We start from the raw sequence: 14,721 nt of genomic DNA, 5'->3' as shown, positions 1-14,721 counted from the left end.
GGCTCAACCTGCCTTGCGTCGCGGCGCAGCCTTCTTCGTCGCCTTGCCCGCCTTGCTGGCAGTCTTCTTCGCGGCCTTCTTTGCTGCCTTCTTCGCCGGTGCCTTGCGTGCGGCGGTCTTCTTCGCCGGCGTACGCGTGTTGGCGTCCAGGCTCTTCTGCAGCAGGGCCATGAAGTCCACCACATTGGTGGTGGCATCCTCGTGCGGCACCGGTTCCTCTTCCACCTGGGTGGTACCGCCCTTGGACTTGATGCGCTTGTTCAACACCTGCTGCAGGCGCTCGCGGAATTCGTCGTGGTATTGCGATGGGTCCCAGTCGGCCGCCATCGATTCGATCAGCTGCCCGGCCATCGCCGATTCCTTCGCCGTGATGCGGTAGTCGGCCAGGCTGCCGGTGGGCAGCTTGTAGTCCTCCGGATCGACCAGTTCCTGCGGGTAGCGCAGGATCATCAGCACCAGTGCATGCCCCTGCGGCATCACCGCGCATAGGTACTCACGGGTGCGCACCACCACCCGCGCGATGCCGGCCTTGCCGGTGCCGCGCAGGGTCTCGCGCAGCAGCACGTAGCCCTTCTCGGCCTTCTTGCCGGGCAGCAGGAGATACGGCTTCTCGTAGAAGCGCGGATCTATCTGGGTGGCATCAACGAAGGTTTCCACCTCCACCGTTTCATGGCTTTCCGGTGCGGCCGAGCGGATATCGCCCTCTTCCAGCACGACGTAGCTGCCTTTGTCGTACTCGTAGGCTTTGACGATGTCCTTCCATGGCACTTCCTCGCCAGTATCCGCATTGACCCGCTCGAAGCGGATCGGCTTGCGGTCGCGCGAATCAAGCATGCGGAACTGCAGGTCGACCTTGCGTTCGCCGGACATCAGCGACACCGGCACATTCAGCAGACCGAAGGAGAGAGTGCCGGTCCAGATCGGGCGGGCCATGGCGCGCACCTGAGTTGCAACGGGGCCGCCAGCTTCTGACGACCACCGTGAAACGGCTGTGTCGACCCCGTGCAGGCCGGGTGGCGCGCGGCGACGGTGTTACTGCAGCAGCGGCCGCACCGCCGCCATCGGAATGTGGTCCAGCGCGCGCCAGGCGTCTTCCACGACCGGACGCGCCTGCGACCAACCCATCCGCGACTGCCCGCGCATCTGCTCCCAGTGCGCGGCCAGCTCCTCGCAGGTGTCGGCATCACCGCCACGCGGCCAGTCGGCAGCGTGAGTGGTGAGCGCAAAGGCGTAGACCGGGCACAGATCGCGCCAGTTGCGGTGGCCGTGGGCGCGGCGCCGCTCGTAGTCGCTGAGCATGTACTGCAGGTAATCCTGGGCCACCGCCTGCGGGTCTTCGTGCCGGCGCGCGCGACGCGGGGGCGTGCGCGGTCCCAGCGGGTCGAGCAGGGCGTTGAACACGGACGGGGCGGGGCGTTCAAGACGGGCCATGGCCGGCTCCTGCAGCAGGGCGGGTGGGCAGGAATACCGGCGGTGCCGTTATCCAGCCGTGACAGAGATGTTCATGACGCCGGGTTCGCGGCGGCTTTACCTGCACCGCGCTTTAGTGGGGTGCCACGCCACACGCCAGGTAATCGCCATGTCCCACCGTGACCCGCTGCGCCAGACCCATGCCCCCGTACCCGGGGAATCCCGTGCCAAGCACGACCTGGCCGATGCCGAGGACCGGGGTTCCGGCATGCAGGCGCCGCACGAAGACGCGCTGCCGGCCGTCCATCACCCTGAACAGGCCGCGCAGGACCGCAAGGACTGCGGGGATCGCCATCGCGGCGGGCAGGAAAGCCCGCTCAAGCGTCGTGAACGCAAGCAGCACGCCAGCGACAATCAGGATCAGGCGTTGGAGGAGACCTTCCCGGCCAGCGACCCGACCTCACCGTTCGTCCCGGCCAAGGCGCCGGATTGAACATCCCTTGACGGTAGCGCCGGCCGCTGGCCGGCAAACGCGCAATGCGGGCGGATGATGTGTTGCCGGCCAGCGGCCGGCACTACCGGCTGCGCGGCAGGGTGATGCGCACGCGCAGGCCGACGCCGTCGGCGCCATCTTCCAGCGCCAGCTGTCCCCCATGGGCCTGCACCACCGCCACGGCGATGCTCAGGCCCAGGCCGGTGCCGCCATGGCGGGCACTGCGTGAAGCTTCCAGCCGCTGGAAGGGCTGCAGCATCCGCTCCCGCTGGTCGGCCGGTATGCCCGGCCCCTGGTCGGCGATCGTGATGTGGATGGCCTGCGCATCCCCCCACGCCTCGACCTGTGCGCCGCCGCCATAGCGCCCAGCGTTGTCCAGCAGGTTGGCCAGCGCGCGTTTCAGGCTGCGAGGGAAGCCGGCGTAGGGCACATCCATCCGGCCCACCTGGACCTGCACGGCGTGGCCTGCCTCGCGCGCGTCCTCGGCCACGGTGCGCAGCAGGGCGCCGATGTCGATCGGCTCGCGGTCGCCACGCAACTGGGTGGCGCTGCTGTAATCAAGGATGGAGTCGACCAGCTCCTGCATGTCGTCCAGATCTGCCCGCCAACGCGTGCGTGCGGCTTCATCGGCCAGCAGCTCGGTACGCAGGCGCAGCCGGGTCAACGGCGATCGCAGGTCATGCGAGACCGCCGCCAGCAGCTCCTCGCGCCCCCGAGCGGCCTGCTGCAGCTGCTGCTGCATCTGGTTGAACGCCTGCGCGGCCTGACGCACCTCGCGCGGGCCTTCCAGCGGCAGGGGCGGCGCGTGCAGGTTGCGACCCAGCGCCTGTGCAGCGGCCCCCAGCCGGGTCAGCGGCCGGGTCAGCCAGCGCACCACCAGCAGGGCCAACAGGACGATCAGCAGGGTGCGCAGGCCATAGATACGCAGCAGATAGTCACTCAGTGCGTGCGCCGGCTCCAGCTTCAGCCCGGCCTGGCCTTCGCGCACGTCGAACTGCAGCCAGTACCCCTGCGCGCTGCGCACGCGCAGCTGGAACTGGCCGGCGACATGGCGCGCCGAGAGCACGTTGTCATCTTCGCGCCCCTCCGGATCGTACAGACGCAGGTGCTGCAGGTGCAGTTCGCGGGGGCTGCCCAGTTCGCCTTCCAGCGACGTCCGCAGCAGTTGCTCCACCGCGCGGTCGCGCGCGCTCAGCGGGACGTGGCCACCATTGTCCACTGCCTGCACGCGAAGGTCTGCGGTCGACAGCAGTGCAGGGTCGGCACCGGCCAGGGGTGAGGCGGGTACCTCGAGCAGGCGCAGGGTCTGCGCCACATGCGCGGCAGCCAGCCGCGCGGGAATCTCGGCCACCCGCTCGTAACGGGCGTCATGCCAGACCGTGCCGGTCAACAGCTGCGCCAGCAGCATGCCCGCCACCAGCACCAGTACCAGCCGCCCATACAACGTGCGCGGCCACCCCAGGCGGGTTTCAGTCATCCGCCTGCACCGGGCCGGCCAGGCAGTAGCCCCGGTTGCGCACGGTACGGATCAGCAGCGGCGCCCGGCTGTCCTGCTCGAGCATCTGCCGCAACCGGCTGATGCACATGTCGATGCTGCGGTCGCTCGGCATGCGGTCTCGGCCGTACACCTGCTCCACCAGGAAATCGCGCTCGAGCACTTCGTCGGGATGCCGCAGGAACAGCTGCAGCGCATTGAAATCCGTCTCGCCCAGCACGTGCTGGCGGCCATCGTCGGCCTGCAGCAGGTGGGTGCGCGGGTCCAGGGTCCAGCCGGAGAAGCGCAGCCGCGATACGTCCGCGGCCGCTGGTGGCGGTACGGGCGCCTGCCGCCGCAGTACCGCGCGCAGCCGGAGCAGCAGTTCACGCGGGTCGAACGGCTTGGCCATGTAGTCATCGGCGCCGCGTTCCAGACCGAGGATGCGGTCGGCCGGGCGGCCACGTGCGGTCAGCATGATCACCGGCAGGGCGGTCTGTGCGCGCAGCTGCTGGCACAGCGCCAGCCCATCCTCACCGGGCAGCATCAGGTCCAGCACCACCGCATCGAAGGTCTGTGCCGCCAGGGCGGCGCGCATGCCGTCGCCGTCGCCGGCAACGACGGTCTGCAGGCCGTGCTGCCCCAGGTACTGGGCCAGCAGGGTGCCGATCTCCGGATCATCATCGACCACCAGGATGCGTGCGTCGGGGGTACGTGGTTCTGCCATGGCGGCATCTTCCCAGATGCGGCACCGGCCTGCAGGAGCGCAGGCCGGTGCCACGCAGCGACGGTCAGAAGCGTGCGCGGATGCTGAAGGTCGTGGTGCGCGGCTCGCCGAAGATCAGCCCGTCGTAGAAGCCGTACTGGTTGTAGTACAGCTTGTCGGTCAGGTTGTTCACGTTCACCGCCAGCTGCACGGTGTCGGTCAGGGCGTAGCGCGCCATCAGGTTGACCAGGGTGTAACCACCCATCGGCAGGTTGCTGGCGTCGTACCTGCCGCCGCCCAGCGGCCGCCCCGGGTTGGTCGACATCACCGTGCCGCTCTGCATCGACAGGCCACCACCCACGGTCAGCTTCGACAGCGCACCGGGCAGCGTCCACGCGGTGTTCAAGCGCAGCAGGTGCCGCGGATCCTGCTGGTAGGACAGGCCGTCCACCTGCAGCCAGGTGTAGCCGGCATACACGTTCCAGCCTTCGGCCAGGCGCCCGGACAGCTCCAGGTCGGCGCCCTTCGACTTCACACCGTCCACCGCCCGGTAGATGGTGAAGCCGGTATCCGGGTGCACTTCACCGGTGCTCTCGGCCACGTTGTTCTGTTCGTTGCGGAACACGGCCAACGCCGCATTCAGTGCGCCACCGGCCCATTCGCCCTTGATGCCGGCCTCGTAGCTCTTGCCGGTCACCGGGTCGAGCAGGGTGTCGTTGGCATCACGCACATTGCCCTGCGGGCTGAACACATCGGTGTAGCTCACATAGGCCGAGTAGTTGCTGGCGAAATCCCACACCAGGCCGGCATACGGCGTCACCACCTGCTGTTCGCCGCTGGCCGCGCCACGGGTACGCACATTGGCCTGGGTGTAGGTCTGGGTATAGGTCTTGTAGTTGCTCACGCGGGTGCCCAGCACCAGCGACAACGGCTCGGCCAGACTGAAACGACCGGCCAGGTAACCGCCCAGGTTCTGGGTGATGGTCTTGCTGCGGGCCGGGGTACGGAACGTCTCGAACGGCGCGTAGCTGCCGTCCCAGGTCCGCCAGTCATCGATCGGCAGGCCGACCGCGCGGTACTGGCAGCCGCTCCACGGGGCCACGCCGGCGATGGTGCAGTTGCCCAGCGCGGCGCTGAACGTGTAGTCGGTGATCTCGCTGCGGTAGCCATTGAAGCCGGCCATCAGCTGGTGCTCGCGGCCGAACAGCTGCAGCGGTCCACTCACGCTGATGTCCAGGTTGTCGCGGCGGGTTTCCGATTCGCTGTGGATGGCGTTGAGGAAGGCACCGCTGCCATCGGGGTTCCAGAAGCCGGCAAAGCCCTGGCCACGGGCGGCGTTGTTGACCTTGGCCACACCGTAGTTGGTGTAACTCTCGCCACTGTCGTGGGCGAACGCCACGCGAAGCGTCCAGTCCGCGCCCAGGCCCTGTTCCACACTGCCGAACACCGTGGTGTTGTCACGCTTGGCCACGCTCCAGTCGGCAGCCGGATTGGTGCTGCGCGACAGGTTCGTGCGGGTGCCGTCGGCCCACCAGATCGGCACGTTGCTGCCCCACGAGCCGCCCCCGTTGCGGGTGCGTTCGTACTGCACGCCCAGGTTGACCACGGTCGCGTCACCCAGATCGGCCTCGAAGCTGGCCAGGCCGCCCAGGCGCTGCAGGTCCTCGCGCTGGCGGAAGGTATCGGAGTCCTCGGCACTGACCACGAAGCGGCTGCGCACGCGGCCATCGGCGGTCAGCGGAACATTCACGTCGCCCATCAGGCGGCGCTTGTCATGGCTGCCAAGGGTGAGCGCGGCGGCGCCACCGAACTCACGGGTCGGCCGCTTGCGTTCGAGGTACACCGTGGCCGAGGGGTCGCCGGTGCCGCCGAGCAGGCCATTGGCACCGCGTACCACCTGCACATGGTCGTACAGGTCCATGTTCAGCGCGGCACCGCCACCGCTGAAGCTGCTGGCACCGTTGACCAGCATGCCGTCGACCTTGAAGTTGCCGATGTCGAAACCGCGCGCACGGAAGGTGGTGCGGCCGGCGTTGTCCAGCGAATAGGTGGTGATGCCGGTGGTGCTGGTCAGCACGTCGTCGATCGATTCGATCTGCAGATCGTCCATCTGCTGGCGGGTCACCGTGGTCACCGACTGCGGGGTCTGCCGCAGGCTGAGGTCCAGGCCGATGGCGGCCTTGCTGACCGGCAGGGTGTAGCTGTCAGCCTGCGACTGGCGACGCGCGGTCACTTCCAGTCCATCCAGTGTGGTGGGGTTGGCATCGGCCTGGGCGGCCAGCGGCAGGGCCAGGGCAATGGCGAGCGCGATGGCACGCGGACACGGCAGGGCAGCGCGCGGCAGGCCCGCGCGGGTGAGGGCATCGGCAGTCACAGGGGGAGTCCTTATCGGAGATTCAAATGGGATCGATTCCCATTTGCGTCATGATAGCGACGCCCGCTGCGTTACCGGTTCGTGAAGATGTAAGCGTATGTAACGCCGCGCGTCGTAACCGGTCAGCGCCAGGACCACTGCACGCCCACGCTGGCGCGGCGGTCAGGGCCTGGTTCGTAGAAGCGACCGTTGCCATCGTTGACGATCACCGAACCGATGTAGGCCTGGTCCAGCAGGTTGTCCAGCCGCGCGAACGCGCGCAGGTCGCCACCGGGCAGGGTCCAGCGGCGGCCGGCTTCCAGATTGAGGACGGCGTAGCCCGGGGCACGTTCGGTGGCCAGATCGTTCACCACCGTGTCGCTGCTGGCATTGGCCTCCAGCGCCCACTGCCAGTCGCCTGGCGACCACTGCAGGCGGGCGAAGGCCTGCTGCCGTGGCACGCCCGGCAGGCGGCTGCCGGCGGCCACCACGGTGTCAGGCACGCGGCAACCGCTGCCGCCGCAGGTCAGGTAGGGCGAACGCACCTGCGCCTGCAGCCAGGTCCAGGCCAGCTGCAGTTCCCACTGCTCGGCCAGCGGCTGGTGGTACTGCAGTTCCACGCCCTGTCGGCGGGTGCGGCCGATGTTGCGGTAGGTGCTGCGGCCATTGGTATTGCTGGCAACGGCCAGCTCATCTTCGGTAACGGCGCGGAACACGCTCACATCGAGCTGGGTTCCGTTCTGCGCGTGCCACTTGCTTCCGACCTCGATGTTGCGGCTGCGGGCCGCCGAAAGATCCAGCGCCAGGCCGGCCTGGCCGTCATTGCGGTAGCCCAGCTCGTTGAACGTAGGCGTCTCGAACCCCCGCCCGACCGCCGCATGCAGGCGCCACTGCGGCGTGGCCTCGAAGCTGACCCCGGCGACCGGCGTGGTCGCCTCGTAGCGGCGGCGGCCACTGTCGTCGGGGTTGCTGCCGGTGATGTAGCGGTCGTCCGAGGTGAAGCGCACGCTGCTGTGGCGGACGCCGGCCAGCAGCGACCAGCGCGGGCTCCACTGCCACCAGGCCTGGGTGAACTGGTCGACGTTCTGCACGGTGTCGATCTGGTCGCGGCGCAGGCGTCCGCGCACGCCCAGCGTACTGCCGACGAAGTTCTCGTAGCCGGTGCGGTGCTGGCGCTGGCGGTCGGCGCTGATGCCGGCCACCACATCCAGCGGGCGGCCGGCCAGATCGCCCTTCCAGCCCCAACGTGCATCCAGGCCGCCGTAGCCGCCGTCGAGGTCGATCACCCCGCCGGCATGCAGCGGGTTGGCCTGCGCCGTCGGCGGAATCGGCAGGAACTGGGTCACCGCGCGCTGCCCGGTGTAGCCCATCAGCTGCCAGCGCTGGGCACCGCTTTCGCGCGTCCAGCGCAGTCCCGCCTGCTGCTGCCGGACCGACTTGCGCGTGTTGTACTGCGTGGCCACTGCCGTCGCCTGGCGCGGATCGGCCGCCACCTGTGCACGGGTCAGGCCCAGCGGGTCCTGCGCGTCAGGCGCATCAAGGGCATTGAGCAGCAGCTCCAGGCGGCCGCCACCGACTTCAGCGCCGAGCCGTGCATTGAGCGATTCACGCCGTGCCTCGCTGTGGTCGCGCCAGCCATCGGTATGGAAGTGGTTGGCGGCGATGTTGTAGTCGATCACCGGGCCGGCCCCGCGCAGCTGCGCGCCGACGCTGAGGGTGTTGTCGGCCCCGGCATTGACCCGCAGCCGCCACGGATCGCCGGCCTGGCCCTGCGCGCTCCACACCTGCAGCACGCCACCGGAGGAGTTGCCGTACAGGGCGGAGAACGGGCCGCGCAGCACCTCGATGCGCTCGGCGCCAAGCAGGCTGGCGTGCGACAGCTGCCCCTGGCCATCGGGCATGGTGGCGGGCACGCCATCAATCAGCACCCGTACGCCGCGCACACCGAAGGTGGAGCGCGCGCCGAAGCCGCGGATCGACAGCTGGGTGTCCTGCGCGTAGTTCTGTCGGTCACGTGCCAGCACCCCGGGGACCCCGGCCAGCGCCTCGGACACCTGCACGCCGGGTCCGCTGCGGTCGTCGCCCACCCACACCGTGTCCTGGCTGGCCGGCAGCGCAAACGGGTCGATGCCCTGCACCCGCGCGGCCTGCACCTCCACGGTCGGCAACTGCTGCGGGGCGGGGGCGGCGGTCTGCGCCAGTGCCGGCAGCGGCAGCAGGGCGATCAGCAGGGGCAGGCGGTGGGGCGCCAGGGGCTCGTTCATCGTTCAGCTACACGCACGGCGGGGAAACAACACGCCATGGTACGGGCTGCAGCGTGACGATGGCCGCCGCGCCGGTGGCACGCTTTGTTACGATGGGACGGTTGCGGCCGCCGGCCGCAGCTTCGCGACCCGCGCTTCTTCTCCCCCTCAAATAGAACGAGTACCGCCGTGTCCTTCTTTGCAAACGTGGAACTGGTCCCGGGCGACCCGATCCTGGGCCTGACCGAGGCGTACAACGCCGACAGCCGCCCGACCAAGGTCAACCTGGGTGTGGGCATCTACTACGACGAGAGCGGCCGCATTCCGCTGCTTCGCGCCGTCAAGCAGATCGAGCAGCAGCTCGCCACCGAAGCCAAACCGCGTGGCTACCTGCCGATCGACGGCCTGCCTGCCTATACGCAGGCGACCCGCGAACTGGTGTTCGGCAAGGACTCGCCGCTGCTGGCTGCCGGCCGCGTCACCACCGCACAGACCGTCGGTGGCAGCGGTGCGCTGCGTGTCGGCGCCGACGTGCTGAAGAAGCTGCTGCCGCACGCCACCATCGCGATCAGCAACCCGAGCTGGGAAAACCATCGCGCGGTGTTCGGCGCCGCCGGCTTTGACGTGGTCGAATACACCTACTTCGACGCCGCCACCCATGGCGTGGATTTCGACGGCATGCTGGCCGACCTGCAGAAGCTGCAGGCCGGCACCGTGGTGCTGCTGCACGCCTGCTGCCACAACCCCACGGGCGCCGACCTCACCGTCAGCCAGTGGAAGCAGGTGGCACAGGTCCTGAAGGACAAGCAGCTGTTCCCCTTCATCGACATGGCCTACCAGGGCTTCGACAAGGGCATCGAGCAGGATGGCGCCGCCGTGCGCATCATCGCCGAAGCCGGCATCGACAGCTTCATCGTCGCCAACTCGTACTCCAAGTCGTTCTCGCTGTACGGCGAACGCGTGGGCGCGCTGTCGATGGTCGCCCCGACCGCTGCTGACGCGAAGGCCGTGCAGTCGCAGGTCAAGCGTGTGATCCGCACGATCTACTCCAGCCCGTCCACCCACGGTGCCGCGCTGGTGGCCGGCGTGCTGACCAACCCGGACCTGCGTGCGATGTGGGAGCAGGAACTGACCGAAATGCGCGAGCGCATCCACGCCCTGCGCCAGGGCCTGGTCGAGAAGCTCGCTGCTGCCGGTGCGCCGCAGTTCGGTTTCATCAACGAACAGGCCGGCATGTTCTCCTACTCCGGCCTGAGCCGCGAGCAGGTGGAACGCCTGCGGGACGAGTTCGGCATCTATGCCGTCGGCACCGGCCGCATCTGCGTGGCCGCGCTGAACCAGAACAACCTGGAATACGTCGCCAAGGCCGTGGCCACCGTCGCCAAGGGCTGAAGCAACGCAGCAATGTGTTGAGACAAAGGCGCCGAAAGGCGCCTTTGTTTTTGCACCTGCCTCCGCCTTTGTCACCCCCACCGCGCTCGCGGCGAACCCTGAAGCGCGCGGGAGGGGGAGGCGATGCAGGACCGTTGGCGCCATGGATGGCGCCATCGAGCTTACAGGGACGTACTTGCAGCGTGTCCTGCATCGCCTCCCCCTCCCGCGCGCCTCGAAAACAGGAAGGCGCCGCACAGCGCAACGCCGCTGTAAACGATTTCGCCTCAAACCAATCACGCGCGCGCCGCGCACAGCAGCGACAATAAGCGTTTTCCCGCTGCCGAGACCTGCCCGCTCATGTCCCGTACTTCGTTGACCCGCTTCCTGATCCAGGAACAGCACGCCGGCCGCATCAATGCCGACCTGCGCCAACTGATCGCCGTCGTCGCCCGCGCCTGCACCAGCATCTCCATCGCCGTCAGCAAGGGCGCCCTCGGCGGTGTGCTGGGCGAAGCCGGCACCGGCAACGTGCAGGGCGAAGCACAGAAGAAGCTGGACGTCATCAGCAACGAGATCCTGCTGGAAGCCAACGCCTGGGGCGGCCACCTCGCCGCCTGTGCATCGGAAGAGATGGACCACAGCCAGCCGGTGCCGGACATCTACCCGCGCGGTGATTTCCTGCTGCTGTTCGATCCCCTTGATGGCAGCTCCAACATCGACGTCAACGTCTCCGTCGGCACCATCTTCTCGGTGCTGCGCTGCCCGACCAACGTCGAACTGCCAGGCGATGAAGCGTTCCTGCAGCCGGGCAGCAAGCAGATTGCCGCCGGCTACTGCATCTACGGGCCCAGCACCCAATTGGTGCTGAGCGTCGGCCACGGCACCCACGCCTTCACCCTGGACCGCGAAACCGGCGAGTTCGTGCTGACCACCGAGAATATGCAGATTCCGGCGGCCACGCAGGAATTCGCCATCAACATGTCCAACCAGCGCCATTGGGAAGCGCCGATGCAGGGCTACGTCCAGGACCTGCTGGCCGGCAAGGAAGGCGCGCGCGGCAAGAACTTCAACATGCGCTGGATCGCCAGCATGGTCGCCGACGTGCACCGCATCCTTACCCGCGGCGGCATCTTCATCTATCCGTGGGACAAGAAGGACCCGGACAAGGCCGGCAAGCTGCGCCTGATGTACGAAGCCAACCCGATGGGCCTGCTGGTCGAACAGGCCGGCGGCGCCGCGTCGACCGGCCGCGAACGCATCCTCGACATGCAGCCCAACCACCTGCACCAGCGCGTGCCGGTGTTCCTCGGCTCGCGCGAGGAAGTGGCCGAAGCGGTGCGTTATCACCAGGAGCATGACGCGAAGACCGCTTGAGGGCGGCCATTCCTACAGCGGTCATGGCAATGCGATGACATGACCGCGGGGTGACAGCAGCGGCGGCAAACGGCACCATCAAGCCCTTGCCGCCGAAGGATTGCACGCATGCACGAGCCGGGTCCGGTCGATTTCATCGAAGTCATCCACAACGCCGTCCCCAGTGACGTGTGCGCCGCCATCGTTGCCCGCATGCGCGGCAGCGACGGCCTGAAACCCGGTGCGGTAGGCAGCGGTGTGTTCCCCGAACTCAAGCACAGCAAGGATCTGCGCATCAGCGGGCTGGATGCGTGGCGCGATGTGGACAACGCGCTGCAACAGGCTGTGTTCGCCGGGCTGCAGACTTATCTACGCCGTTATCCACAGGCATTGATCGCACCGTTGATGTTGCAGATCCAGGACAGCAACGGCCAGCCGCGCCGACTGTCAGCCGAGGATTTCCCCGACATGGCGCCGGAACAGCTGGCCGACCTGGCCCGTACCTGCCTGCGCCCGGGTGCCATCAACCTGCAATGGTATGCGGCGGGCGAGGGCGGTTACCCCTACTGGCACTGCGAGCTGTACCCGAAGGATGTGCAGGCCGAGACCCTGCATCGCCACCTGCTGTGGACGCTGTACCTCAACGACGGGTTCGAGGAAGGCGAGACCGAGTTCCTGTTCCAGGGCCGCAAAATCGCACCGCGCACCGGCAGCCTGCTGATCGCGCCGACCGCGTTCACCCACACCCATCGCGGCAACCGGCCACAGGGTGGCGACAAGTTCATCGCCACCAGCTGGATCCTGTTCCAGAGCGCGCAGAAGCTCTTTGGCGGATGAGTAGAGTCGAGCTTGCTCGACTGCTCCTGGCTCTACGTAGAGTCGAGATCCTATGTTCGCAGTCAAGCCTGCTGGAAGCGGGCTTGGCCCACCTTCAACAGGGCTGGATCGAAATCCTTGCCGCTCTTGAATACACCCCACGCAATCCTGGCCAGCTTTCTGGCCAGAATGTTGAATACGGCTCCGTACGATCCTTTATCGACGTTCGTGTGCGGGATGGGGATCGCTCGACTCGTCTGTCGGCTCGATTCCGCAGATGCTTGCTTGACGGTCCCTCCACCCTGGCTCCTACATACCTCGTAGGAGCCGGGAGGAACATACAAGCTTGCTCGACTGCTCTTCTCTCCCAGTCGAGCAAGCTCGACTCTACGGAATCAGAACAACGAGCCCTGCGGTGATTCCTTCTGCGGCGGCAACGGCTTCTGGAACCGGCTGCAATCCAGCTTCGGCCAATGGCTGTTCTGCGCGTTGAACCCGAGACGCTTGCGCGCCAGCTTGAAGCGGTTGTTCAACAGGTCCGCATACACGCCCTGGCCACGCATGCGCGTGCCGAACTGGCTGTCGTAATCCTTGCCACCACGCAGCTGCTGGATGGTGCTCATCACATGTGCAGCGCGGTCGGGATGATGCGTGTCCAGCCAGTCGCGGAACAGCGGCGCGACTTCCAACGGCAGGCGCAGCAGCACGTAACCAGCGGTGCCGGCTCCGGCGTCATGCGCGGCTTCCAGCACAGCCTCCAGCTCGCTGTCATTGATCCACGGAATCACCGGCGCCACCATCACGCCCACCGGAATGCCCGCCGCATGCAGCCGCTTCATGGCACGCAGCCGGGCGTGCGGCGCTGACGCACGCGGCTCCAGCTTCGCCGATAGATGCGGGTCCAGCGAGGTCACCGAGAAGTGCACGCTGACCAGGTTCTCGGCCGCCAGCGGTGCCAGCAAGTCGATGTCGCGCTCCACCAGCGCGTTCTTGGTGATGAGCGAGAACGGGTGCCTGGTTTCCAGCATCACTTCGATCAGCTGGCGGGTGAGTTTCAGTTTGCGTTCGATCGGCTGGTACGCGTCGGTGTTGATGCCCAGTGCGATCGGCTGCGGCAGATAGCCCGGCTTCGACAGTTCCTTGCGCAGCAGTTGCGGCGCATTGGTCTTGGCGAACAGCTTGGTCTCGAAATCCAGGCCCGGCGAGAGATTCAGGTAGGCGTGCGACGGCCGCGCGAAGCAGTATGAGCAGCCATGCTCACAGCCACGGTAGGGATTCACCGACTGGCTGAAACCCACATCCGGGGAGTTGTTGCGGCTGATGATGCTGCGCGCAGTCTCGGCGCGCACTTCGGTGCGCAGGCGCGGGGCGAGGAATTCCTCGCTTTCGTCGATGGCCCAGCCGTCATCGACAGCCTCACTGACGGTGCTTTCAAAACGCCCTGCAAGATGCGACGTGGAACCGCGGCCCTTGATGGCGGCCTGGGCGTTGCGAGGGGGGTGTTGCATGGCGCCCTCCGGCCATTTCAGAGGTATTAGTATTATTGCTAACCAGAGGCGGCGCAAGCGGCCAGGATTCACGTAGCTGTAGGCGTTGGGGCGGATTCAAGCCCTCGTTGGCCCCAGGCTTATCCACAGGTTCCACGGGATCGACCACGCGCCCACGCCGCAGCAGGCCGGAAGCATGGGCCACGGACGTCTCAGCAGCTGCGATGGGTCCTGATGGCGCCGGGCAAGGCCCGGCGTCAGCCGTTACAGCAGGGCCAGGTAACCCCGGACGGTAGTGTCGAGGCCGTCATAGAGGGCCTCACCGATCAACGCATGGCCGATCGACACCTCCAGCACCTCCGGCACGGCGGCCAGGAAGTCGCGCAGGTTGTCCTGCGAAAGATCATGCCCGGCATTCACGCCCAGCCCGGCCGCCTGCGCGCGACGTGCGGCGGTGGCGAACAGCGCCAGCATCGCAGCGGCATCGCCGGCAGCGTGGGCTTCGGCATAGGGACCGGTGTAGAGCTCGATGCGGTCGGCGCCAACGGCGGCCGCCTGTTCCAGCAACGGGTTGCCGGCATCCACGAACAGGCTGACCCGGCAGCCCATCGCCTTCAGTTCGGCCACCAGCGGGCGCAGGCGTTCACCATCGCGCTCGAAGTCGAAACCGTGGTCGGAGGTAATCTGGCCGTCGCCATCGGGCACCAGGGTAGCCTGCGCCGGGCGGGTCTGCGCGCACATCGGCAGCAGGCCCGGATAGCCCTCGCGCGGCGGCGCGAAGGGATTGCCTTCAATGTTGAACTCGACACCGCGGGCGCGGGTCAGGGTCGACAGCGCCAGCACGTCCTCGGCGGTGATGTGGCGACGGTCCGGCCGCGGGTGCACGGTGATGCCGTGGGCGCCCGCATCCAGGCAGGCCTGGGCGGCACGCACGACATCGGGTTCGGCACCGCCACGCGAGTTGCGAAGGACGGCGATCTTGTTGACGTTGACGCTGAGCTGGGTCATGGAA

At 67.4% G+C, this 14,721-nt stretch carries 12 protein-coding genes; 4 read left to right on the top strand and 8 right to left on the bottom strand.

The genetic code is table 11. The features are described 5' to 3' along the window. Positions 1 to 3 precede the first annotated feature (3 nt). Together C1924_RS00130 and C1924_RS00125 are read right to left on the bottom strand one after the other, a co-directional pair. Positions 4 to 933, bottom strand: a complete 930-nt coding sequence (locus tag C1924_RS00130) for a Ku protein (RefSeq protein WP_108763525.1) — start codon at positions 931 to 933, stop codon at positions 4 to 6. A gap of 99 nt (positions 934 to 1,032) precedes the next feature. Next, entirely contained in the window at positions 1,033 to 1,431 is a 399-nt protein-coding gene (locus C1924_RS00125) for a hypothetical protein (RefSeq protein WP_108763524.1), read from the bottom strand. 148 nt (positions 1,432 to 1,579) lie between these two features. Between C1924_RS00125 and C1924_RS00120 the strand changes: the two genes are divergently transcribed. After that, positions 1,580 to 1,903 (top strand): hypothetical protein, encoded by a 324-nt coding sequence (locus C1924_RS00120; RefSeq protein ID WP_108763523.1) that lies wholly within the window; start codon positions 1,580 to 1,582, stop codon positions 1,901 to 1,903. A gap of 82 nt (positions 1,904 to 1,985) precedes the next feature. Here the strand turns inward: C1924_RS00120 and C1924_RS00115 are convergent, their stop codons facing one another. From C1924_RS00115 to C1924_RS00100, 4 genes are all read right to left on the bottom strand, one after another. Then, the gene (locus C1924_RS00115; RefSeq protein WP_108763522.1) at positions 1,986 to 3,380 is read right to left on the bottom strand and encodes an ATP-binding protein; all 1,395 of its coding nucleotides are present in this window, start codon (positions 3,378 to 3,380) and stop codon (positions 1,986 to 1,988) included. Then, the gene (locus C1924_RS00110; protein WP_108763521.1) at positions 3,373 to 4,104 is read right to left on the bottom strand and encodes a response regulator transcription factor; all 732 of its coding nucleotides are present in this window, start codon (positions 4,102 to 4,104) and stop codon (positions 3,373 to 3,375) included. The genes C1924_RS00115 and C1924_RS00110 overlap by 8 nt, the downstream gene beginning before the upstream one ends. Before the next feature lie 64 nt (positions 4,105 to 4,168). Beyond that, positions 4,169 to 6,457 (bottom strand): TonB-dependent siderophore receptor, encoded by a 2,289-nt coding sequence (locus tag C1924_RS00105; protein WP_254051182.1) that lies wholly within the window; start codon positions 6,455 to 6,457, stop codon positions 4,169 to 4,171. A 122-nt stretch (positions 6,458 to 6,579) separates the two neighbouring features. Further along, a complete protein-coding gene (locus C1924_RS00100; RefSeq protein ID WP_108763520.1) occupies positions 6,580 to 8,700 on the bottom strand; it encodes a TonB-dependent receptor in 2,121 nt (706 codons plus the stop codon). Positions 8,701 to 8,868: 168 nt separating this feature from the next. Here C1924_RS00100 and C1924_RS00095 point away from each other — a divergent pair, with 168 nt between their 5' ends. The 3 genes from C1924_RS00095 (at position 8,869) to C1924_RS00085 (ending at position 12,243) form a co-directional block, all read left to right on the top strand. After that, positions 8,869 to 10,071, top strand: a complete 1,203-nt coding sequence (locus C1924_RS00095; RefSeq protein ID WP_108763519.1) for an amino acid aminotransferase — start codon at positions 8,869 to 8,871, stop codon at positions 10,069 to 10,071. Positions 10,072 to 10,410: 339 nt separating this feature from the next. Next, entirely contained in the window at positions 10,411 to 11,427 is a 1,017-nt protein-coding gene (locus C1924_RS00090) for a class 1 fructose-bisphosphatase (protein WP_108763518.1), read from the top strand. Between the two features lie 108 nt (positions 11,428 to 11,535). Continuing rightward, positions 11,536 to 12,243 (top strand): 2OG-Fe(II) oxygenase, encoded by a 708-nt coding sequence (locus tag C1924_RS00085; RefSeq protein ID WP_108763517.1) that lies wholly within the window; start codon positions 11,536 to 11,538, stop codon positions 12,241 to 12,243. A 374-nt stretch (positions 12,244 to 12,617) separates the two neighbouring features. Here C1924_RS00085 and C1924_RS00075 read toward each other — a convergent pair whose 3' ends face one another. Together C1924_RS00075 and C1924_RS00070 are read right to left on the bottom strand one after the other, a co-directional pair. Continuing rightward, the gene (locus C1924_RS00075) at positions 12,618 to 13,730 is read right to left on the bottom strand and encodes a PA0069 family radical SAM protein (protein ID WP_108763516.1); all 1,113 of its coding nucleotides are present in this window, start codon (positions 13,728 to 13,730) and stop codon (positions 12,618 to 12,620) included. 243 nt (positions 13,731 to 13,973) lie between these two features. Then, a complete protein-coding gene (locus C1924_RS00070) occupies positions 13,974 to 14,717 on the bottom strand; it encodes a pyridoxine 5'-phosphate synthase (protein ID WP_108763515.1) in 744 nt (247 codons plus the stop codon). Positions 14,718 to 14,721 lie beyond the last annotated feature (4 nt).

Origin of the sequence: Stenotrophomonas sp. ESTM1D_MKCIP4_1, assembly GCF_003086895.1 — a bacterium.
Taxonomy (GTDB): Bacteria; Pseudomonadota; Gammaproteobacteria; order Xanthomonadales; family Xanthomonadaceae; genus Stenotrophomonas.
This window is presented reverse-complemented; position numbering and strand designations above follow the sequence as displayed.